Source organism: Brevibacillus sp. NSP2.1 (assembly GCF_000470975.2).
In the GTDB taxonomy this organism is placed as follows: Bacteria; Bacillota; Bacilli; order Brevibacillales; family Brevibacillaceae; genus Brevibacillus; species Brevibacillus agri.
The window spans coordinates 207,805-229,542 of the sequence record NZ_CP048274.1 but is presented as its reverse complement, the minus strand read 5'-3'; the positions used below and the strand labels follow the sequence as shown (position 1 = coordinate 229,542).

Sequence of the window (21,738 nt, the reverse complement as noted above, 5' to 3'; positions counted from 1 at the left end):
CAGACTTAGTTGCGCTGATACTGGATAAGAATCTTATACATTCTTCTCTGTACAAAAAAATATTGCAAACCGCCAAAGAAAGGTTTACATTTTTCCTGAATGATAATGATTTTTATTATCAATGTATAAGAATCTACTTATATGGTAATTAAGGGGATGTTTTCAGATGATGAAAAAATGGGGTTACCCGCTGTCCGCCGTTGTGCTCGGATCTTCTCTCTTGTTGTCTGCTTGCGGCAGCACCGAGACGGCAAAGGAAGAGAAAAAGCCTGAAGCCGCTCAACCGGACAAGCCAGCCGCTGCCGAAACCGCCGCGAACACCGCTGCCGTAGACCTGCAAGCTCCCATCGACGCCTACCGCAAATGGGTCATTGAACAGACAGACCAGTTGGTAAAAGCGACGGAAAGCTTTACGGCCGCCGTCAAAGCTGGCGACATGGAAAAAGCGAAAAGCGAGTACGCGCCAGCTCGCGCCTACTTTGAACGAATCGAGCCGATCGCGGAATCGCTCGGCGACTTCGACCCGTGGATTGATGCTCGCGAAGGCGATGTTCCCGATAACGAATGGCGCGGCTATCACAAATTGGAAAAAGCTCTCTGGGAAACCAAGTCCGTCGCTGACCAAGGCCCGGTGGCAGACCAGCTTCTGCAAGACGTCAAGCAACTGCGCGTGAAAGTCGAGAGCGTGGATATCGACGTGAAAATGCTCGTAACAGGCGCAGTAGAGCTTTTGAACGAAGTTTCGACCAGCAAGGTGACAGGCGAGGAAGAGCGCTACTCCCACACCGACCTGTACGATTTCGCGGCAAACGTAGAGGGCGCACACGAGATTTTCAAAGTGCTCAAGCCTGCTGTCGATGCCAAGGACGAAGCTTTGTCCAAAGAGATCGAAACCCGTTTTGCCGAGCTTGACGCAGCGCTCGCGCCTTACCGCAAGGACAACGGCTACGTGTTGTACACCGAGTTGAAGGAAGACCAGGTGAAAAAACTGAGCCAGTCTCTCGATGCCCTGGCTGAACCACTGTCCAAAATGGGCACGATCATTGGGGGCTAACCTGATGGAAAACAAGCATCCCGCAAGCGACAACACAAAGCTGACACGTCGCGAGGCACTGAAGCTGGCGGGTGTCGGCGGACTCGGGCTGATTCTCGGCGCTACCGGCGTGAAATCGCTGCTGCCGTCCGCTTCTTCCAGCGAAAAAGCCGCTGCAGCGCCTGTGCTTGCCGACGGCATCATTCCTTTTTACGGCAAGCATCAGGCCGGGATCATTACACCTATGCAGGATTTTATCTGCATGGGTGCTTTTGATTTAACGACGACCTCGCTCGACGATGTGCGCAAGCTGTTCCAGAGCTGGACCGCAGCAGCAGCCCGCTTGACGGCTGGCAAAACCGCGGACGAGGAAAGCGGCAGCCCTCACCTCCCGCCCGCCGATACAGGCGAGAGCGCGGGGCTGAACCCGATGCGCCTGACGATTACGTTTGGACTCGGCGCTTCCTTCTTCGACGAGCGCTTCGGACTGTCTGGCAAACGGCCCGCCGCTCTGGTCGACTTGCCCCGCTTCAACAGCGATGAAATACGCAAGGAATGGTCTGGCGGCGACGTCGTCGTCCAGGTGTGCGCCAACGATCCGCAGGTGGCTTTTCACGCGCTGCGCAACCTGGCCCGCATCGCGCGCGGCAAAGCTGTCCTCCACTGGGTTCAGGAAGGCTTTCAGCGCACGGGCGCAGCCGATCCGAGCGGTTCTACCCCGCGCAATTTGATGGGCTTCAAGGACGGAACCAACAACCCGAAGGTCAGCGACCCGGCTGTAGCCGATGAAGTCGTCTGGGTGCAACCTTCCGACGAACCGGCCTGGATGACTGGCGGCAGCTACATGGTCATGCGTAGAATCCGCATGCGGATCGAGGTCTGGGACCGCTCTGCCCTGGACGACCAGGAAAATACGTTTGGCCGACATCGCGACTCCGGTGCGCCGCTCGGAAAAACAAACGAGTTCGACGATCTGGAGCTGGATCGCAAGGACGCTAACGGCAATCCGGTCATTCCGGCTGACTCCCACGTCGCTCTCGCCCACATGGAGGGCAAAGTCAAAATACTGCGCCGCGGCTACTCTTATTCGAGCGGACTGGATGCGCGGACCGGGCAGTTGGACGCCGGACTGCTGTTCATCTGCTTCAACCGCGACCCGCGCAAGCAGTTTATCCCGATGCAACAAAAGCTCGCATCTGTCGATTTGCTCAACGAATACATTACCCACGTCGGCAGCGGCCTGTACGCCTGTCTGCCGGGCGCCAGCGAAGGCGGCTACATCGGAGACACACTGTTTTAACCAACTAGCAAGGATGGAGTGAATCCCTTGAAACGCTATCTTTTTTCCGTTTTCCTCTGCCTGCTGCTGCTTCTCTCCGGGCTGTCGTCTGCCTTCGCAGCGCCACTTGCTTCCGAGCAGCTCAAACAGTTGATCGCCCTCTCCAGCGACGCGCTCATCAGCAGCGGCGATAAAAATTGGGACGAAGCGACAAAAGCCGTTGCCAGCATGAAGACGATCTGGGCTGCGAACGCAGAGGATACTTCAGCAGACGCACAGGCGCTGTCGGCTGCCATCGCGCAAGCCGAGCAAGCTCTCGCCCAGGTACAGTCCAAGCCGGAGGACGCGGCCGCAGCCATCTCCAACCTGGCCAAAGCCGCCGATCGCTACGTCACGGCCCAGGAATCACCGGCACAGCCAAAAGAAAAGGCGCACAAGCAAATCGCTGCCCTGCTGCCTTTTCTGGAAAAAAGCCTGGCTGCAATCGAAGCAAGCGACTGGACACAAGCCAAGCAGCAGTACAACAGCTTCGTCGAAGGCTGGTACAAAGCCGAAAGCCTCGTTCGTTCGGAAAACGCCGCCGTCTACGGCGATATGGAAGTGAAAATAAGCGGCGCACGCATCGCCTTGAACACCGAGCCGCCCAATCCGCAAAAAAGTACGGAAAAGCTGCAATCGCTGCTGCAAGCGGTCCAAGACTACGTGTCAGGAAAAGCCGGGCAGCAGGCGGCGGGGGCGACAGACTCCACAGAGCAGCCGTCCATCTCCACCCTGCTTGAACTCATCGGCTCTGTGGAGGCGGACATCGCCAGCCAGAACGCGGAGGAAGCGGCCGGAAAAATGGACACCTTCATCGCCACATGGCCTCTGGTGGAAGGCGTGGTCATGACCAAATCGCCCGCGACCTACAGCAGCATAGAAGCCAAGATGGTCGCCGTACCGACGCTGATTTTGTCCAGCCCGCCACAGTGGGACAAAGCAGCCGCCCTGCTCGCTGAGATGAAGGCAGAGCTGGAGCCGTTCGCCACCGCTTCCTCCTACACCGCCTGGGATGCGGGACTGATTTTGTTCCGCGAAGGCTTGGAGGCGATACTGATTATCGTGTCGCTGCTCGCCTTCCTGCAAAAATCAGGCAATGCGGACAAGCGCAAATGGATTTGGTCAGGCGCCGCGCTCGGGGTAGCGGCTTCGGCGATCCTCGCCGTCGTGCTCAGCATCGTCTTTTCCAACCTCACGACAGGCAGCTCCCGCGAGACAATCGAAGGCATTACCGGACTCATTGCCGTGTTCTTCATGCTGACCATCGGCGCCTGGCTCCACAAAAAGTCGAATTTGCAGGCGTGGAACGATTTTGTGCAAAAATCAATCGGCTCCTCGCTGGCAAAAGGCGCGCTCTGGTCGCTTGCTTTCACTGCGTTTCTCGCTGTCGTCCGCGAAGGCGCGGAAACGATCATTTTTTACATGGGGATGGCCGCGACGATTTCCATGACCGACCTGATGCTCGGCATCGTCGGAGCGCTGGTCGTGCTCGCCGTCATCAGCTTCGTCATCATCAGGCTGAGCGCGCGGATTCCTGTCCGTCCGTTCTTCCTCGTCGCCAGCCTGCTGCTTTACTACATGGCCTTCAAGTTTATCGGGGTCAGCATCCATGCGCTACAGGTCACAGGCACCCTGCCTGCGCACAGCGAGGACTTCCTGCTCCACCTGCCGGACCTCGGCATTTATGCGAACTGGGAGACGACGATTCCGCAGCTTGTCATCCTGGCCGTCATTTTGCTCAACTTGTCGATTTACTCGTGGAAAAGGCCAGCCAAAAGGGTCCCACGCGTAAACTGACCGGAACAGAAGGGAAAAAAACGCAGCTTGCTGGCACTCCGCTTTGCCAGAAGCTGCGTTTTTTCGTGAGGTCGCCAACCATTTGCCCCACCGTCCGCCGCCTCCGAATGACCAGTTACAAAATTTTACAAAATATCCATAAGATATGGACAAACCACAAATTTTACGCAAAAATGAAGCGTTATATTGGCGAGGTGTAACTTTCCATTTACATTTTTCGTCATTAGGAGGATAGCAATATTCTTTTTGGATTGGAGAGAAATATGGGGGTAACATCTAATTCCGTAAAAGTTGACGTGAAAACGGCTTCCCGCGTCCGGCAAAATATCGTCTACCTGCTGATTCGTCAATTGCGCCCACACCAGTGGACGAAAAATTTGCTCGTCTTCGCAGCACTGCTCTTTTCCTTGCACAAAGTCAGCACGGATGTCATTGGCAAATCGTTGTTCGCGTTTTTGTTGTTCTGCTTTGTATCCGGCTGCGTCTACATCCTGAACGACTTCGTGGACATCAAAAACGACCGGAACCACCCGGAAAAGCGGTTTCGGCCCATGGCCTCCGGCACCCTGCCGCCTGCGCTTGCCCTGGCGTTTGGTGCGCTGCTGTTGGCTGGCTCGCTTTTTTCCGCCTTTTACTTTGATCGGTTGTTCGGGGTTGTCCTCGCTGTTTATTTTGTGCTCAATGTCGCCTATTCGCTCAAGCTCAAGCACGTAGTCATTCTCGACGTCATGATTATTTCCGCAGGGTTTGTGCTGCGGGCCATCGGCGGCAGCCTGATGATTAACACGCCGTTCACGCCGTGGTTTTTGCTCTGCACCATGCTGCTGGCCCTGTTTTTGGCGATCAGCAAACGGCGCCACGAGCTGCTTCTGCTGCAAGCGGACAAAGGAACGCATCGCAAAGTACTGGACAGCTATTCGTCCGAATTGTTGAATCAGCTCAATACAATTGTCACTACGGCGACGATTATCAGCTACAGCTTGTTCACCTTTACTTCGGGACGCACGATTCATCTGATGTGGACAATCCCGTTCGTGATCTTCGGCATTTTCCGCTACCTGTACCTGATTACGATCACAGACAAAGGCGGCAGTCCTGAAAAAGTGCTGCTGCAGGACAAGCCGATTCTCATCACAGTCGTGCTCTACGCCATCACCGTAGCGGGCATCATTTACACCTTTGAATATTAATCACACAGACAGGTTGTGGATCACACTATGCCATCTATCGTTCTCATCCTCATCTCGGTGCTGCTCAGCGCCAGCGGTCAGATTGCCATGAAAATGGGGGCGTCCTCGCTGTCCGGCAACAATGACATGCTGCTGTTGAAGTTTCTGCATTATTTCACCAACCTGCCGATCATGGCGGGGCTTGCGCTTTACGGACTGTCTGCGTTCATCTGGATCGCCGCGCTGGAAAAAGTGCAGCTTTCCTACGCGTATCCCATGGCGGCCCTCGGGTACGTGCTGGTAGCCGGGCTGTCCTTTTTGATCTTTCACGAGCCGCTGTCGCTCACACGTATCGTCGGGCTGGCGATCATCGTCGTTGGCGTGGTTGTCATTTCCCAATCGTAATCACCAAGAAAGAGGAGCTTGCCCATGTTTTATGCGATCGCGCCATTTATTGGCTGGCTTGTGTCCGGAGTAACCAAATTTTTGATAAATTACCTTCGCTTTGGACCAGAAGCGAAAAAGATGGTCGGAAACGGCGGCTTTCCCAGCACGCACACGACCGTCATGGTCACCACCGTGTTTTTGATCGGCTTGCAGGAGGGCTTCACTCATCCTGTTTTCGGTCTGGGCGTGGCGGTGACGTTTATTGTCATCATTGACGCAACCGGGCTGCGCCGAGCCGTAGGCAAGCATGCCGCCGCACTCAACAAGCTGGCAAAGGAGCACCCTGGCAGCCTGTTGCCCACGCCGCTGCGCGAGAGCATGGGCCATACCAGATGGGAAATTGCCGGAGGGCTGGTGCTGGGGATCATGCTCGCCACGCTCCTGCACCTGTTGGCTGGCGCCTTCCCAGTCCTTTAGCTTGCAAAACAGGAGACATACAGATGAATAACCGTACTGCAACGTATTCGTTTTTGATCGGGGCCGCTTTGCTGTTTTTTATGGCCGCGATCGTGCTTTGTACCTCGATTTTCTTTTTATTGGGCATCCCGGTCACGGCCGTCAGCTTCTGGCTCGCCGTCTTCGCCGCTTTGGCCTGCATGCTCGCCATGACGGCCGTATTTGTGCCTCTCCGCCGTCCAACCTGGCTGCTCGCCCTGCTCGCGGGACTTGGCCTCGTCGTCGGAAGTAGCTGGTACATCAGCGCCAATACGTTCGACCTTTCCTTTGACGGGCAGACCTATCACCAGGAAGCGATCATTTTGCTGAAAAACGGCTGGAATCCGGTCCACGACGCGCCCGTGCTCAAGCCGCTCGCCAAGCCAATCGAGGAAATGGACAACAAGGAGATTTTGTCCGCGTTCCACCTCTGGATCAATCATTACGCCAAAGGGCCGTGGATGCTGGATGCCGTCATGTACAAGGTGACCGACCAGATTGAAGTCGGGAAAATATTCAACCTGCTGCTCATGGCCGCTTCCTTTTTCTTCAGTCTGGCCGCCATAAGCGTCGCCTTTCCCGCGAAAAAAGGGCTGGGGATCGTCCTGGCGCTGCTTTTGGCCGACAATCCGGTCAGCGTCACGCAGGCTACGTCCTACTACATTGACGGACAGCTCGGCTCGCTCGTGCTCATCATCTGCGCGCTCGGGTACTTGCTGCTCAAGCGCTATCACACCTGGATCATGCTGGCTCTCTGCTCGGCGCTCATGCTGCTGGCACAGATCAAATTCACGGCGCTGGTGTACGCCGTGCTGCTCGGCTGCGCCTTGCTGGTGCTCTTCTTTTTCTACGATCGGCAAAAGCGCTGGAAAAGCCTCCTGGCGTGGCTCGCGGCGAGTCTGGTTATCACCGTCCTGGTAGTGGGCTACAATCCGTACGTCACCAACACGCTCGCCAAAGGGCATCCGTTTTATCCGCTGGCGGGCAAAGGCGCGGTCGATATTATGACCTCGAACAGCCCGCATGATTTCAAAGGCATCAACCCGGTGAGCAAGCTCGCGATTTCGCTGTTCGCCAAATCAGAAAACATCGCCACGCCAAAAGAAACGACGCTAAAATGGCCCTTTACTGTCTCGACTCCGGAATTGAAAGTGTTTCTCTCCCCGGACGTCCGCGTGGCAGGCTTCGGGCCATGGTTCGGGGGAGCCGTGCTGATCGCCCTCCTGCTCGCGCTTGGCTTGCTTGTAGACCCGGAGCGGAGAAAAGCCGTGCCGTTTTTCATCGCGAGCGGCATCCTGCTCGCCACGGTGCTCGTCAACCCGGAAAGCTGGTGGGCGCGGTATGTTCCCCAGCTCTGGCTGATTCCCGTTCTCGTGGCATTGGCAGGCTGGGAGGCGCGCTCTGCCTTGTTGCGCTACGGAAGCACGCTCCTGGTCGGCGTCATGTTCGTCAACATGCTGCTGGTTGGCAGTGCACATCTGCTGGCGCAAAAATCCGTCAACGAAATGGCGCGGCAGCAGTTACAAGACATCAAAGCTGCGAACAAGACGATGGTCGTCGATTTCCGCCACTTCAACGCTAACCGCGTGCGGCTGCAGGAAGCCGGGATTCCGTTCGTAGAGCAAAAAATCAGCGACGAGCAAAACGTCAAAGGCATTGTCAGCTCGCGGGCGATCTACTACTTGCAGTAACCCGCTTCGTATGCACAGACGGGATCAAACAAAAAACCTTCTCAGCGACGCTGAGAAGGTTTTTTCATGTGGTGCTGCACTCTCCTGTTTACTCGTGGAAAAACAGCGGCAGCTACAGCTTGATCGCAATCAGTTTCAGCTCTGTCAACTCTTCGACGGCATACTTGATGCCTTCGCGGCCAAAGCCGCTGTCCTTCACGCCACCGTATGGCATGTTATCCACCCGGAAGGTCGGGATGTCGTTAATCATCACGCCGCCCACTTCCAGCTCTTCTGCTGCGCGCATGGCTGCATGAATATCGCTCGTGTAAATCCCTGCTTGCAGGCCGAAACGGGAGTCGTTTACTGCCGCAATCGCCTCGTCCATCGTCTCAAACGGCGTGACGACAACGATTGGCCCAAACACCTCCTGGCAAGACACGGAGGAATGGCTGCTCACGTTGGTCAGGATCGTAGGGGCAAAAAGTCGGTCGCTCACAGCTTTGCCGCCTGTTACGACGCGCGCTCCGGCGTCCACCGCTTCCTGTACCCACGCCCCCATCCGCTCATGATCTTTGGCGGAAATGACGGAGGACATGTCGGTTGCCTCCTGCAGCGGGTCACCCAGCACGAGCTTTTCTGTCGCTGCCTTGAACTTTTCCAGAAACTGTTCGTACTTGCTCTGGTGAACGTAGACGCGTTGCAGCGAGATGCACACCTGGCCGCTAAAGGAGAAGGCTCCTGTCACGCAGCGATCGACCAACGCTGGCGTGATCTCTACGTTGTGGTCGATAATGACCGCGGAGTTGGAGCCAAGCTCCAATGTCACGCGTTTCAGACCTGCCTTGTTTTTCATCGCAATCCCGACCGCAGGACTGCCCGTAAACGTAATCGCGGCGATCCGGCTGTCGCTGACGAGCTTTTCGCCTACGACCGCGCCTTTTCCCGGAAGGATGTTCAACGCGCCGGCCGGCAATCCGGCCTCGGCAAAAATATCGGCCAAAATCAGCGAGCTGAGCGGAGTCTGACTGGCTGGCTTCAGTACGACCGTATTTCCTGCCGCAATCGCCGGACCTACTTTGTGGGCAACCAGGTTAAACGGGAAGTTGAATGGCGTAATCGCCCCGACCACGCCGATCGGCTTGCGCACGGTAAAAGCGAGTCGTCCCTCGCCTCCCGGAGCCGCATCGAGCGGTACGGTTTCCCCGTGAATCCGCTTTGCTTCCTCTGCCGCGAATTTGTACGTCTGAATCGTGCGGGCGATCTCGACCCGTCCCGTGCGCAGTGGTTTGGCAGCTTCCTGGGCGAGAATCACAGCCAGTTCCTCTTTGCGCGCTTCCATGATCGCCACCGCTTTTTCCAAAATCAGCGCCCGCTGGCTCGCTGGCAGCTTCGCCATCACTTTTGCTGCGGCGCTGGCCGCGCGGATCGCCTCGTCGACATCCGCCTCGTTCGCCTGGGCGACCTCTGCCAGCAGCTCGCCGGAATAAGGCGAGTACAGCGGCGCGTATTCCGTTGCTCCTTTCCATTGACCGTTGATATACAGATGCTTTTTCATGCGTACCTCCCAGATGAATTAGTGGGTCACGTATTGGCTTTTCAGCACATCGGTCATGATGTCCAGCGCTTCTTGCAGTTGCTCGTCGGTAATCACCAGCGGAGACAGGAAACGCAGCACGTTGCTGTGCACACCTGCGGAAAGCACGATGACGCCGGACTCGTAGCAGCCTTTGGTCAGGCTCGCCACAAGCTCTTTGGCAGGCTGCTTCGTTTGCGGGTCGATAAACTCTACCGCGCACATTGCCCCCAGTCCGCGAATTTCCGCAATCACAGGGAACTCGGCTTGCAGCGCCTGGAAATGCGTCTTGATCGCCTTGCCGATCTCTTTTGCGCGCCCGGACAAATTTTCGCGCTCCATTTTTTCGATCACAGCGAGCGCCGCTACGCAACCGAGCGGGCTGCCGCCGTAAGTGCCGCCGATTTCCCCCGGATTTGGCGCGTCCATGATCTCTGCGCGACCTGTCACAGCAGAGATTGGCAAGCCAGCCGCAAGCGACTTCGACATCGTAATGATATCAGGCTCGATTCCGAAGTGAGTCGAAGCGAACATCGCTCCGGTCCGGCCGAAGCCTGTTTGAATTTCATCGGAAATGAACAAGATATTGTGCTTTTTGCAAATTTGGAAGACGCCTTGTACGAATGCTACTGGCGGCACGATGAAGCCGCCTTCGCCCTGGATCGGCTCCATGATGACAGCCGCGACTTCTTCCGGCGCGACTTCTGTCAGGAGGAAGTCTTCGAATTGGCGCACGCAAAATTGCGCGTACTCATCCTCTGTCATGGAAGCAGGCTTGTTCAGCGGATAAGGGAATTGCGCCTTGTAGGTAGCTGGCGCGAACGGCCCCATCTCGAATTTGTACGGCTTCACTTTGGAGGTCAGCGACATGCCGAGCAGTGTGCGTCCGTGGAAGCCGCGGCTAAACGATACGATACCGGGACGTCCGGTGTATTTGCGGGCGATTTTCACGGCGTTTTCCACCGCTTCCGCTCCGCTGTTGGCAAACATCGTTTTCTTTTCGAAGCTGCCTGGCGTGATTTCGGCGAGCTTTTCCGCCAGTGCCACATACGGCTCGTACATGCCTACGTGGAAGCAAGGATGGATGTATTTGTCCAGTTGCTCTTTGACCGCGTCGACTACTTCCTGCGGACAATGCCCTGCGTTCAAAGTGCCGATAGCGCCTGCCAGATCAATGAACGTGTTGCCATCTACGTCTGTCACGAGCGCGCCGGAGGCTGTCTCTACAAAAACCGGGGTGTTGTTGCCGATGCCTTTTGGCACAAACTGTTTTCTTTTCTCGATCAGGGCGGACCCCTTCGGACCAGGTACACCAGCGGCTACATTGACGAATTTGCGTTGTTTGGACATATCGTGATCTCTCCTCGTATGAGATTGATAACAGCAAGGTGATGCCTTCGCTGACGATATGTAGCAATACTCGTGCCAAGCGAAAAAGCTTGCCGGAAGCGCATTTGCCGCACGCGCGCGGTGTACGTTTATTCAAAAATGAATTGAAGACCACGAAATTCCCGATTCATTTTTGAATGAAAAATTCATTTTTGAATCAAGTGGAACGAATCCGGTATTTTTGCAGCTTGCGCACGACAGACGGCTGGCTGATGCCGAGAAACTCCGCCATCTCTGCTGTCGTCCGGCAGCGCTCTGCCGCATGGCGCAGCCATTTTTCCTCCACCTGCTCCAGCGCATCCCGCAGCGACATTCTCGACGCCGCTACACTCGGCTCCATCGCTGCCTGCTCCTCTCCGACCGCCCGGATTTCGGCAGGCAGGTGCTGGGGCGTAATCACGTCTTCGTCCGCCGTCACGACCATCCGCTCCAGGACGTTTTCCAGCTCCCGCACGTTCCCCGGCCAGGCGTACTGCATCAAGGCGTGGGTCGCCGCTGCATCAAGCCGCTTGTTCATTCCGTACCGCTCATTGAGCGTGCGCACGACAAGCTTCAACAGCGCGGCAATATCCTCTGGCCGATTGCGCAGGGCGGGCACATGAATCGGCACGACGTTCAGCCGGAAATACAGGTCCTGGCGAAACTTGCCTTCCTTGACCATCTTCTCCAGGTCGCGGTTGGTCGCGGCAATCAGGCGAAAATCCACGTCCCGGTACTGCATGCTGCCCACTCGCTGCAGCCGTTTTTCCTGAATTACCTTCAGCAGCTTGGCCTGCAAAGTCAGCGGCAGCTCTCCCAGTTCGTCCAAAAGCAGCGTCCCCTGATTCGCCATCTCGATAATCCCTTGTTTGCCCTGCTTGCCTGCGCCCGTAAACGCGCCTGCCTCGTAGCCGAACAGCTCCGACTCCAGCAGCCCTTCCGGAATCGACCCGCAGTTGATTTCCACGAACTGTCCGCCAAAGCGGCGGCTGTTGCGGTGAATCTCGCGCGCGATCACGTTTTTGCCGACACCCGATTCCCCCAGAATGAGCACGGTCGAGTCGACCATCGCCACCTTTTTGATGAGGCGGTCAATGTCGCGCATCGGCTGACTGACAGCCACGAAGCCATCCTGATTTTTCTCGCGCAGCTCCTCGATCTCGGATTCAAACTGCTTCAATTGCTCGGTCAGGCTCTCGTAGCGACGCTTCAATTCCAAAATTTCCGTCAAATCGTGCGAATAGCTGATGACCGAATGCATGCTCCCATCGGCATTCCACAACGGATAGGCCGTCACCATCAGCTTGCGGCCCCCGGGGATTTCCTGCATCATCGTCTGCGGGGTCTTCGTATCCATGACCTTGCGCGTGACGGAAGGCGAAAATACTTTTTCTTTTTCCAGCTCGATGACGTTTTTGCCCAGCAGCTCGTCTTTGCCGATCCCGTACATTTCGTAGGACGAATCCCCGACTAGCTGAATGTAGCCTTCCGGGTCCGTGATGAGCAGATGATCGCGCGACGTCTCCACGATGCCTTCCAGCACGCGGCTCATCCATCGCTCCCGGCTCTCTTCATTATTCATTCGTCCGCCTCCTTTTGGCCTCAGGCTGCTGTCGCCGCTCCCGCTTGCTTGCCCGCCCGTAAAATCTGCCTTGTCCCAAAAGCCGTGTCTGCCTTCACGGTTGTCTCTGAATCCTGTTTTTTACTCTCATTATAGAAAATAGAGCTTGCCAGAACAACGAATGCCCAGAAAGCTGAGATTTTATCCACCACACACGTGTTCATGCAGCATCGCAATGACTCCAGTCAACCTATTCCCCACTTCTCGACACTGGGTAAGAACTACGTTCGCCGCTTCCGCGATAGCAATTTGTTTGAGACAATCTTCGCTCGCATTCTGGAAGAGGCCGTCAGCCATGGATTCGTGGAGCCGGAAGTGCTTTTCATTGATGCCACACATGTAAAAGCCAACGCGAACAAGAACAAATACCTCAAAGAGATCGTGCAAGAGCAAAGCAAAAAGTATCAGGAACTGCTGGACGACGAGATCAATCAAGATCGAATCGCACATGGGAAGAAACCACTCGAAAAAAAAGACAGAAGCTCACAGAAGGAGGGGAAGGTCAGTACGACTGATCCCGAGTGCGGATTGTTTGTAAAAGGAGAAAAAGAGCGTGTCTTTGCCTACAGTTTCCATACGGCTTGTGATCGAAAGGGGTTTGTCTCCAATCTGAAACAACTTCCGCAGAAGTTGTTAAGAGGCGAATGAATACTCAAATAAGCATGCTGATTGTCCAAATCAAAAACACGCCTATCCATTTCGCACTTAACACCCCCTATCCTCGTAGGTATTGATGTTGTGCTCAAACAGGCAGGTCTCCTGGCTTATGTTCATCGCTTTTCGAACCTTCCCATTTTCGGCTGGCGAAAACAGTGGCATCTTCGAATCGCTCCCAATTACAGTTGCGGGACAGCGTCGGATTCTAACCGAACTTCCCTTTTAAGCAGATAAAAGATGGTGAATTTATCTGCACCTGTTTGTACACGTATTTAGTTTGTCTCGAATATACCACCGATTCAGAAAATTAACAATTGAATTCTTTCCTAAAAATTGGGTAACCCGATTGAACGCACACGAAAAAACCAGCCAATAACGATGATTGGCTGGTTACTGATGGCTTACCCGATAATTTTTGTCTTCTTGGCATTCTCCATCGATTTTTGAATCAGGCCGCTCAACGGACGCTTCAGGGCGAGCGCGATGAACAGGCTGATTCCGATGAAGCCGAACAGAAAGAGAATGTCCCGGGTCGCCGTCTCCCACAGCACCCCGCCTACGCCCTCACGCAGCAGGCTGATCGCGTAGGTGAACGGCATGAACGGATTCAATGCCTGGAAAAAGGGAGCGGTCATGCTGATCGGGAACGTCCCGCCCGAGCTGGAAAACTGGAACACCATGAAAATGATCGCGATGCCTTTGCCCACGTTGCCGAATACGGACAGCAGCGTGTACGTGATCGTGACGAATACCATGCTGACGAGCATCGCGAAAAGCACAAACGGGACTTTATCCGCAACATAAGCTTCCAGAATGTAAATGTCTCCAAGCGTAATGCACAATGCCTGAAGCAGACCGATCGTCACAAACGTGCCCAAGCGGCCCAAATAAAGCTGGTACGGCTTGTAGCGGCCATCCGGATTTTCCGCATCCGGCTTGAGCAGGGAAATCAGCAGCGTGGCCCCGACCCATAGCGACAGGACGCCGTAAAACGGAGACATCGCCGAGCCGTAGTTCGGGATCGGGTATTTGCGGTTTTCCTTGATCTGCACCGGGCTGGCGAGAAATTCGCTCTCTTTTTGAATATCCCCGCGCAAAAGCTTGGCGAGATCGGCGAAGTTGTTGTTCGCCTCTACCTCTCTCAGCTTGTCTGCCGCCTGCGAAATCGCGCTCTCCAGCTTGGGCAAATCGTCGCGAACCAGCGCCGCCACTCTGTGGACGCCGTTCTCCACCTCCGGCAGCTTGTTGCGCACAAAATCAGCCAGCTTCACAAGTTCCGCTTCCGCCTGCGGCAAATCGTTGCGAATGAATGCCCCCGCCTGGTCGAGCTTTTGCCCGATGGCTGGCAAGTTTTCCTTCAAGAACGGAGCCGCCGTGCGAATCGCTTTGGCAAAAGCGTCCGACTTCGCTTGCAGCGTTTGCGCCAACTCGTGAACCCGCGCCTGAATTTGCGGCAGCTCCTGCTCGATTCGTTTCAGCTCTGCGAGGCCCAGATCCAGACCTGCCTTCGTTTCCTTGAGAATCGTCTCGATATCCGGGAGCTTTTCCTGCGCTTTGTGCAAAAGCTCGGCGGACATTCCCGTGATCGTCTTCAGCTTTTCAATGCCTTCCTCGATTTTCGGAACGATTTCGCTATCGTAGCGCCCGAGAATATCGCCCAGTTCCGCGCTCGTGTTTTTCGACAGTTCGTTCAGGCTCTCGACCAAGTCTCGCGCTGGCTTTTTCCCGTTTTCCAGCGCGTCTGCAATCGTGCCGAGAATTTCGATTTGCCGATTCATCCTGTCCTCGAGCCCGTGCAGCCGCTCTGACAAACGGTCCAGCGGCTGTCCGGGGATGTAGCCGTTCAGCTTGTCGACCAGCGCTGCGGTATGTTCCAGCACGCGCACGACTCGGGACAGCCTGTCCTGGACGGCATGAACCTCTTCTGCTGTCGGCAAGCGCTCCGGATTGAGCTGCAAAAGCCTGTCTGTAAGCTGTGCAAGCGCATCGGCAGCTTGCTGTGCCAGCAGGAGATTTTGCTTAATCAGCGGCGCGATTGTGTCCCATGCGCCGTCATGGGTTGCAAAAAACCGATTCAGTTGATCGGCCAAATCGGCTCCTTTGTCCGTCAGCTCGGCAATGCGCGGCAGGGCGTTTTGAGCCGCCGAAACAATCTCAATTGCCTGACTGGCCTTCTCTGTGGCCGTGGTGACCGCGCTTGCGACTTTGCCGAAGTTTTGATCGAGCTCGGCAATGCGCCCAACCGCCTGCTCGATTGTCGGCAGCTTGTCTTCCATGCCGATGATAACCGATGCGGCTTCGTTGATTCGCGGCCAGTTTTGCTGGACTTTCAGCACGGCATCGGCCGCCTGGTTGATTTCCGGGAGGCGCTTTTCCACTTCCGGGATGATTTGCGCCTTCTCGTGAATTTCCGGCAGCTTCTTTTCAATCTCCAGCACCTTTTGCCCCGCTGCATGAATCTCGGGCAGCTTTTTCTCCAGTTCAAAAATACCGCTCTCGATTCGGCGAATGGTCGGCAGTTGCTCCTCGAGCTTCACACCGATTTCCGTCAGCTTTGTCAGCAGAGCCTCGCTGACCTCTTCCGTGAAGCTTTCGTTGATCTGCTTGGCGATGGCCGAGACGCCGGAAGAGGTGATTTTGGGAGCCACGGCGCTGACTTTTTCGTTGACCGTATAGATCACTTCGGGCCTGTCCAGTCTGCCGTTGACGATCCCGGTAATTTTCTCGGAAAAGTCGGCCGGAATCAGGATGCTGGCGTAGTAATCGCCCCGATCCACGCCGCGCTCGGCCTCCTCCTTCGTCACGAAGGTCCAGCCCAGCTTATCGTTGTGCTGCAAGCTCTTTAGCAGCTCGTCCCCGATGTTGATCTGCTTGTCCATGACCGTCGCACCCTGGTCCTCGCTCGTTACCGCCACTTTTACGCCTTGCGTATTGGCGTACGGGTCCCAGACCGACTTGATGTTGACCCAATCGTACAGGCATGGGAGCAAGATGATCGCGACAATGAGGAAAATTCCCGTCGGTACTTTGAATATGTTGATCCAGTCCGTTTTGTAAATCTGCCATATGGAACGCATGCATGTACCACCTAATTTTGGAGGAATGAGGGCCATCTGATACTTCCATGACAGTCTACCATAAAAGGAAATAAGCGGGAAGGAAGCTGCCAGTAGTAGCATGAGCCGCTGCCTGTCATTTTATGTTTGGCCTGTCCACCTGGACTGCTCATGAAAAGGGCGCTGCCCTGGTGAGCAACGCCCTTTGTTTTTCGCGTACATGTAGCCTTATTGGTCGCTTTGCGTACTGATTGCATCTTTTTCCTGTTGAAATTGTGCCAGCAACTGTTCTGCTTCTTCTTTGGCATCTTCAGACTGCCTTGCCATCTTTGCTCTATTTTTTAAAGAAGCCAATTTCTCTTCAAATTTTGCAACGAGTTGTTTCTGCTGTTCGATTTGCGCTAACATTTTCGTTACCTCGGGGTCGTTTGCATCTGCATCGCTGTTTTTGTAGCTTGATTCATGAATGAGTGTCATTTCTTTGAAACCAGCTAGCTTACGTGCCAATACATCCTCGGGGTTTTCGGGGTACAGCTCTTTTTTCAGCTTGCCTATCTCCCACCCCAGATCTTTTATTTTTTGTCTTTCTTCACTTGGCGCATTTGGATCATCTTGCTCGGCCAGCTTTTGATACTCTTCTTCCATTTGCTTAAGCATTTCTGTTTTGGATGCATCATTCGCATATGCTTGATACCCCAAAAAACTTGCAACGCCTAAAATGGCAAGACCGCCTATTGATGCAGCGATAAGTTTTTTGGTTCGCTGTATAAACATGGTATCACCCCTTTAGTGTTTTATTTCTTGATTTTTATTGTTACAACATATGCTCCGCCATAATCGAGCCATTCACTTAGCGGAAGGTCTGTCCCCCATGTATAATCACTGTCATTTAACGAATGCTGAGCCATATACACTTCCCCATCCTTAAAGTGATGAACTACTTGTGAATGAACAGTTCTTCCAGCACTGTTCACATACTGAACAATATCACCTTCATACAAATCGTTGTAAATGTCTCTAAAGTTCTTTTGTGCATCTTTGACTGAGTACTTTTTGGCCTGATACGCAAATTCTCCTCCGGAACCATTAACTACTGCCCAGTGTTCTCTAAATTGATGAGCTCCAGTCCAAGATGATGTGCGGGATTTTTTATCATTTGTATTTTTGGGAACATTAGGGCCATAATAATACCAATCCTTTGTATTCCTATTATAACCAACTTTTCCATGGAAATCCAGACCTCCACCCTCATGTAATACTTGAGAAACAAAGTTTGTGCAGTCACCACCATCGCTGTTACTTCCATAATTCGCGTACTTTTTATTCCCAGGTCGTTCAGCATACTTTTCAACGTATTTTTTTGCACCTCTTCGGTCAAAATCGCTATTTATTTTCGAGTCCTTATTCGTAAACATAATCTCTGGTGCTGCAAATGCTTGTCCAGTCAGTAAAGTTGTTCCTAAGAACGTAAAAATCAACGTTTTTTTCAAAGCCTTCTTCAAATTCATCATCCCTCTCCAAGGAAATTTTTGCAAAATATCTTCACTTTATTTTTATGTCAAAACTCCCAAAAAAATCAATAAATTTCCTTTTTAATTCTATTTATTATTCGTTTCTCCTATTCCTTGCTTCAGACAACATGAAAGACCTGTCCCGTCTGTTCAACACGGAGACGTTCGTCGCAAGTCATCCACGAAAGCGAGACAGGCGGCGAAAAAAGTTTTACCTTATCGCGCGGGGACGTGTCGAAGTTGTCCTGTCTTTCCTTAACCGTTCCAATTGAAAAAAGTGGTTGGCAACGGAAAATGTTGCTCAACCACTTTTTATATGTTATATGTCTGCCGTCTGAGGGAAGCGTATGCAAGATGAGAAAAAAAACCAGCCTCTCTACAGAAGCTGGCCTGACGTTGCTACACCTTTTTCACAAACTCCGACTTCAATTTCATCGCACCGAACCCGTCGATCTTGCAGTCGATATCGTGGTCGCCGTCCACCAGACGAATGTTTTTTACCTTCGTCCCGATTTTCAAAACCGACGAGCTCCCTTTTACTTTCAGATCCTTGATGACGGTTACGGTATCGCCGTCTTGCAGGATGTTGCCGTTCGCGTCCTTGATTACTTTTTCGCCGCTGTCCTCGGCTTCTGCTTGCAGTGTCCACTCGTGGCTGCATTCCGGGCAGATCAGCATGCTTCCATCCTCGTACGTGTACTCGGAATTACATTTCGGGCAATTTGGCAATTTACTCATGCATTTCATACCTCCATCCAATTACGGCTCATTTTAACACAAATGCCCGTTGGATACATGTCTTGCCGCCCAATTTCTTAACGGTTGGCAGAGGTACAAAGGTTATCCATGTCTATTCGCCTCTTCTTGGCGGACTCGATAAATAGCATAAACAGCTTCAGTTGTTCCTCATCTGTCTGAAACATCATCTCGGGATGCCACTGAACAGCCAGTAAAAATGGATACTGCGGATGTACAATCGCCTCAATGATGCCATCCTCTGCGGTTGCAATCGCTTCCAGACCTTCTCCGAGTCTTTCGATCACCTGATGATGAAAGCTGTTGACGTCCAGCTCCTCCTTGCCAAAACAACGATAAAGAACATGCTCCTTTGAAAGCTTTACTTTGTGAGCAATACTGGATTTTGGCCCTATATACCCGGCGTGGTTGATCTCCGTGGAATAGCCTCGCTCAATGTCTTGCACGAGCGTCCCGCCAAAATACACATTCAGAAGTTGAAGTCCGCGACATATCCCGAATATCGGCATCTTTCTTTTTACCGCTTTGTCCAGCAGCTTCCATTCAAACTGGTCCCTGGCCGGATTGATCTGACCAAGACCTTTTTTATACGGCTGCCCGTAGAAGCTTGGGCTAATGTCGCTCCCGCCAATAAACATCAGGCCATCGAGACGATCCAATAGCGACTCCAGATAACTGTCATCATCAATGAGTGGAATCGGTACAGGTATTCCGCCTGCACGATGAATACTCTCAGGATCGTCTATCGCTGACATAAAGTGGTCCTGGGCAATGACAAATCGATGTTTGCTTTCCTCAAAGGCACTGACGTAATAGGTTGTACAACCAATGAGAGGCTTCGTCACATTCCATTTCTCCTTCATCTGCTGATCTTATGTGACCGATTTTAGGGGAAAAATTCTGGAGAAAAATCAAAAAATTATGTGATCGCTCACTCAATTGTCTTTGTAGCGCTGGCCATTCCCTTATCTTCATAAAACAGTCGGACATCTTCGTCAATCTGCCCGATGTTCAAATATCTGGCTTTGTAATCTTGCAACAGCTTTTTAAACTGATGGCTGAGAACCAGCAGGAAAAATATGTTGATAAAGGTAGGTACAGCAGTCATGATGCCTGTCATCAACCATACATCCTTGTCGGGAAAGTGAAAAGTGACGACATAGACGACAAAGAGAAATTCGGGAAATGCGCAAAATATCTTCAAATATTTCAGTACATGTTTTTTAGCGACCTTCTTTTTATTCAGCAGGTGTTTTACCATTATTTCCCTGCTCACATACCAGCCGCTTGCCGACGTTAGTGCAAACAAGAAAATGATGACCGTCACCATGTATTTGCCCGCTAACCCCAATGTTTGTTCAAACGAATGCAAAGCCAGTTCAATCCCCGTTCGTCCGGAAACCCAATCATCAGACAAAATCACCACGAAAGCCGTAATTCCACAAATCACAATGCTTGTAAAAAACACCTCAAAACCACCCCACAGCCCTTGCTTTACCGGATGGTCGACATTGGCCGTCGAATGAACAATCGGTGTAGTGCCCCAGCCGAATTCGCTGGTGTACACTGCCTGGGATACCCCGATCGTAATGACCTGGGCCAAGGTTGCTCCCGTGAAACCACCGATGGCGGCCGAGCCATAAAAGGCGTGCCGAATAATCAATTCCAGGGTCGGGATGACTTTTTCCACGTTCATCAAAATAATCAGGAAACCTAAAGCAAGATAAGCCACGATCATGAACGGCACTATGAATAAAAATATCCTTGCCAAATACGGAATGCCGCGCACAATGATGAAATAAACCAAAAGCGCAAACAAAAAGGATACGCCAAGAATGTTCATATGAAACGTGGTGCTGATAGCGACGGAAGCCACGTAGTTTTGGATCGAGAGAAAAATGGGCGCGATCATGCCAATCACAAACAACACGACCAGAAACATCCAATTTTTTACATTCATTTCTTCACCGATACCTTTTTCGATGTAAACAGTCGCCCCCCCGATGAATTGCCCATCCTCGTCTCTCGTTCTGTAATAGACGGATAAAGTTACTTCTACCATTTTGATAATCATCCCGACTGCGGAGGCAACCCACATCCAAAATACCGCTCCCGGACCGCCGATGGAGATGGCTGTAGCCACCCCGCCTATACATCCAACCCCTACCAGACAGCCAAGGGCAATATTTCCGGCGATGTAAGAAGGCAGTCCTCCTCGTTGGCTTGTTTTTTCCGTTTTTTGGCGAGTGGAGCCCCAAATGTGGCGAAATATATGCAAAAGCTGACGAAGCTGAAAAAACCGATTATCCACCGTAAAAAAGAAGCCCGCGAAAAGAATAGCAAAAGGCATGGGGATATCCCAAAGGATGTTGACGATGGAGTTTGCCATTTTCTCTATCAAGACGACCAAACCTTTCACGAATTTTCACACATTTCTTTGAAATTTATTTTACATTATTTTTTTATGATATAGGCACAAAGTACGTATCTTTTTTCAAAGAGGAGGGTTTTTATGCTTCGTCGTAAACATTGGATTTCTTTCGTAGTAAGCTGTTTGACAGCCATTGGATTGGTAGGGTGCGGAGCCCAAGAGACCGGGGGCAGCGCAAACAATACTCTCATTTTTGCCGTCGCTCCAGATGGAGGCGCTTTCAGTTCCCGAGACAGCTCCGGCAAACTGACCGGATTTGATATTGAACTCGTTGAGTCACTCGCTGCGAAAGAAAACCTCAAAGTAGAGTGGAAAGAGATGAAATTCAACGGAATTATCCCTGCCTTGCAAGCGAAACAGGTTGATGGCGCTGCAGCTTCAATCACCATTCGTGACGATCGTAAGGCAGTGACGAATTTTACCGACCCCTATTTTGATTCCGGCCTTGTGATGGTAGTGAAAAAAGATAGCCCGATCAACTCCGTCGATGACTTGAAGGACAAGACAATCGTCGCCAAACAAGGAACATCCGGACTTGAAAAAGCAAACGAGCTCGCCAAAGAAAAAGGCGCCAAAGTAAAGATTTTGGAAGATGAAGCCACACTCTATATGGACGTGGAAGCGGGAGGCTCCGATGTGCTGATTAACGACTTCCCTTTTGTCGCCAATAAAATCAAATCCGGAACAGCTACCAACTTGAAAATCGTTGGAGACAAATTGACAGGTGAAGAATACGGGATCGCCATTGCAAAAGGAAAAGAAGACATTCTGGAAAAATTCAACAAACACCTGAAAGAAATGAAAGAAAACGGCGAGTATCAAAAATTATACGATAAATACTTCGGTTCAAACTAACGGGTGCAGATTGCACCTTATTTCTTTCAGGAAAGGAA

At 52.6% G+C, this 21,738-nt stretch carries 17 protein-coding genes, 1 pseudogene and 1 riboswitch; of the genes and pseudogenes, 9 read left to right on the top strand and 9 right to left on the bottom strand.

Annotation, left to right across the window (positions count from 1 at the left end):
- The first annotated feature begins 166 nt into the window (after positions 1–166).
- The 7 genes from efeO to M655_RS01215 all read left to right on the top strand — a co-directional run bounded on the left by efeO (position 167) and on the right by M655_RS01215 (position 7,890).
- Positions 167–1,054 (top strand): iron uptake system protein EfeO, encoded by an 888-nt coding sequence (gene efeO, locus M655_RS01245; RefSeq protein WP_025846910.1) that lies wholly within the window; start codon positions 167–169, stop codon positions 1,052–1,054.
- 4 nt (positions 1,055–1,058) lie between these two features.
- The gene (gene efeB / locus M655_RS01240) at positions 1,059–2,333 is read left to right on the top strand and encodes an iron uptake transporter deferrochelatase/peroxidase subunit (protein WP_025846908.1); all 1,275 of its coding nucleotides are present in this window, start codon (positions 1,059–1,061) and stop codon (positions 2,331–2,333) included.
- 27 nt (positions 2,334–2,360) lie between these two features.
- Positions 2,361–4,148 carry an FTR1 family protein gene (locus M655_RS01235; RefSeq protein WP_026557658.1) on the top strand — a complete coding sequence of 596 codons (1,788 nt, stop codon included), beginning with the start codon at positions 2,361–2,363 and terminating at the stop codon, positions 4,146–4,148.
- A 263-nt stretch (positions 4,149–4,411) separates the two neighbouring features.
- Positions 4,412–5,338: a decaprenyl-phosphate phosphoribosyltransferase gene (locus M655_RS01230; protein WP_035422928.1), complete on the top strand. Its 927-nt coding sequence runs from the start codon at positions 4,412–4,414 to the stop codon at positions 5,336–5,338.
- 27 nt (positions 5,339–5,365) lie between these two features.
- Positions 5,366–5,722 carry an SMR family transporter gene (locus M655_RS01225; RefSeq protein ID WP_005826878.1) on the top strand — a complete coding sequence of 119 codons (357 nt, stop codon included), beginning with the start codon at positions 5,366–5,368 and terminating at the stop codon, positions 5,720–5,722.
- A 24-nt stretch (positions 5,723–5,746) separates the two neighbouring features.
- Entirely contained in the window at positions 5,747–6,181 is a 435-nt protein-coding gene (locus M655_RS01220; protein ID WP_007778189.1) for a divergent PAP2 family protein, read from the top strand.
- A gap of 23 nt (positions 6,182–6,204) precedes the next feature.
- On the top strand, positions 6,205–7,890 hold the full coding sequence (locus M655_RS01215) for a membrane protein (protein WP_026557659.1): 1,686 nt from the start codon (positions 6,205–6,207) through the stop codon (positions 7,888–7,890).
- A gap of 112 nt (positions 7,891–8,002) precedes the next feature.
- Here the strand turns inward: M655_RS01215 and M655_RS01210 are convergent, their stop codons facing one another.
- The 3 genes from M655_RS01210 to M655_RS01200 all read right to left on the bottom strand — a co-directional run bounded on the left by M655_RS01210 (position 8,003) and on the right by M655_RS01200 (position 12,395).
- Positions 8,003–9,427: an aldehyde dehydrogenase family protein gene (locus tag M655_RS01210; RefSeq protein ID WP_026557660.1), complete on the bottom strand. Its 1,425-nt coding sequence runs from the start codon at positions 9,425–9,427 to the stop codon at positions 8,003–8,005.
- A gap of 18 nt (positions 9,428–9,445) precedes the next feature.
- Complete coding sequence (gene gabT, locus M655_RS01205) at positions 9,446–10,795, bottom strand: 4-aminobutyrate--2-oxoglutarate transaminase (protein WP_007778180.1); 1,350 nt, start codon at positions 10,793–10,795, stop codon at positions 9,446–9,448.
- A 196-nt stretch (positions 10,796–10,991) separates the two neighbouring features.
- Positions 10,992–12,395 carry a sigma-54 interaction domain-containing protein gene (locus M655_RS01200; RefSeq protein ID WP_026557661.1) on the bottom strand — a complete coding sequence of 468 codons (1,404 nt, stop codon included), beginning with the start codon at positions 12,393–12,395 and terminating at the stop codon, positions 10,992–10,994.
- A gap of 222 nt (positions 12,396–12,617) precedes the next feature.
- On the opposite strand from M655_RS01200, the pseudogene M655_RS01195 reads away from it, so the two are divergent.
- Positions 12,618–13,037 (top strand): annotated as a pseudogene (locus M655_RS01195) (IS5/IS1182 family transposase); the annotation flags it as partial.
- A gap of 129 nt (positions 13,038–13,166) precedes the next feature.
- A riboswitch (cobalamin riboswitch) is annotated at positions 13,167–13,366 on the bottom strand.
- Between the two features lie 126 nt (positions 13,367–13,492).
- Here the strand turns inward: M655_RS01195 and M655_RS01190 are convergent.
- The 6 genes from M655_RS01190 to M655_RS01165 all read right to left on the bottom strand — a co-directional run bounded on the left by M655_RS01190 (position 13,493) and on the right by M655_RS01165 (position 20,833).
- Positions 13,493–16,168 carry a YhgE/Pip domain-containing protein gene (locus tag M655_RS01190; protein ID WP_026557663.1) on the bottom strand — a complete coding sequence of 892 codons (2,676 nt, stop codon included), beginning with the start codon at positions 16,166–16,168 and terminating at the stop codon, positions 13,493–13,495.
- A gap of 207 nt (positions 16,169–16,375) precedes the next feature.
- A complete protein-coding gene (locus M655_RS01185) occupies positions 16,376–16,921 on the bottom strand; it encodes a hypothetical protein (RefSeq protein ID WP_005826838.1) in 546 nt (181 codons plus the stop codon).
- A 20-nt stretch (positions 16,922–16,941) separates the two neighbouring features.
- A complete protein-coding gene (locus M655_RS01180) occupies positions 16,942–17,655 on the bottom strand; it encodes an amidase domain-containing protein (RefSeq protein WP_026557664.1) in 714 nt (237 codons plus the stop codon).
- A gap of 402 nt (positions 17,656–18,057) precedes the next feature.
- Entirely contained in the window at positions 18,058–18,396 is a 339-nt protein-coding gene (locus M655_RS01175) for a zinc ribbon domain-containing protein YjdM (protein ID WP_005826834.1), read from the bottom strand.
- Positions 18,397–18,473: 77 nt separating this feature from the next.
- Positions 18,474–19,259: a gamma-glutamyl-gamma-aminobutyrate hydrolase family protein gene (locus tag M655_RS01170; RefSeq protein ID WP_025846962.1), complete on the bottom strand. Its 786-nt coding sequence runs from the start codon at positions 19,257–19,259 to the stop codon at positions 18,474–18,476.
- Between the two features lie 86 nt (positions 19,260–19,345).
- Entirely contained in the window at positions 19,346–20,833 is a 1,488-nt protein-coding gene (locus M655_RS01165; RefSeq protein WP_286085948.1) for an alanine/glycine:cation symporter family protein, read from the bottom strand.
- Between the two features lie 93 nt (positions 20,834–20,926).
- Between M655_RS01165 and M655_RS01160 the strand changes: the two genes are divergently transcribed.
- Positions 20,927–21,700 (top strand): transporter substrate-binding domain-containing protein, encoded by a 774-nt coding sequence (locus tag M655_RS01160; RefSeq protein ID WP_005826827.1) that lies wholly within the window; start codon positions 20,927–20,929, stop codon positions 21,698–21,700.
- The last annotated feature ends 38 nt before the right edge of the window (positions 21,701–21,738 follow it).

Excerpts from the sequence above, each read along its gene's own strand:
- efeO (WP_025846910.1), top strand. The coding sequence starts at position 167 with ATGATGAAAAAATGGGGTTACCCGCTGTCCGCCGTTGTGCTCGGATCT.
- efeB (WP_025846908.1), top strand. The coding sequence starts at position 1,059 with ATGGAAAACAAGCATCCCGCAAGCGACAACACAAAGCTGACACGTCGC.
- M655_RS01230 (WP_035422928.1), top strand. The coding sequence starts at position 4,412 with ATGGGGGTAACATCTAATTCCGTAAAAGTTGACGTGAAAACGGCTTCC.
- M655_RS01225 (WP_005826878.1), top strand. The coding sequence starts at position 5,366 with ATGCCATCTATCGTTCTCATCCTCATCTCGGTGCTGCTCAGCGCCAGC.
- M655_RS01220 (WP_007778189.1), top strand. The coding sequence starts at position 5,747 with ATGTTTTATGCGATCGCGCCATTTATTGGCTGGCTTGTGTCCGGAGTA.
- M655_RS01215 (WP_026557659.1), top strand. The coding sequence starts at position 6,205 with ATGAATAACCGTACTGCAACGTATTCGTTTTTGATCGGGGCCGCTTTG.
- M655_RS01210 (WP_026557660.1), bottom strand. The coding sequence starts at position 9,427 with ATGAAAAAGCATCTGTATATCAACGGTCAATGGAAAGGAGCAACGGAA.
- gabT (WP_007778180.1), bottom strand. The coding sequence starts at position 10,795 with ATGTCCAAACAACGCAAATTCGTCAATGTAGCCGCTGGTGTACCTGGT.
- M655_RS01200 (WP_026557661.1), bottom strand. The coding sequence starts at position 12,395 with ATGAATAATGAAGAGAGCCGGGAGCGATGGATGAGCCGCGTGCTGGAA.
- M655_RS01190 (WP_026557663.1), bottom strand. The coding sequence starts at position 16,168 with ATGCGTTCCATATGGCAGATTTACAAAACGGACTGGATCAACATATTC.
- M655_RS01185 (WP_005826838.1), bottom strand. The coding sequence starts at position 16,921 with ATGTTTATACAGCGAACCAAAAAACTTATCGCTGCATCAATAGGCGGT.
- M655_RS01180 (WP_026557664.1), bottom strand. The coding sequence starts at position 17,655 with ATGAATTTGAAGAAGGCTTTGAAAAAAACGTTGATTTTTACGTTCTTA.
- M655_RS01175 (WP_005826834.1), bottom strand. The coding sequence starts at position 18,396 with ATGAGTAAATTGCCAAATTGCCCGAAATGTAATTCCGAGTACACGTAC.
- M655_RS01160 (WP_005826827.1), top strand. The coding sequence starts at position 20,927 with ATGCTTCGTCGTAAACATTGGATTTCTTTCGTAGTAAGCTGTTTGACA.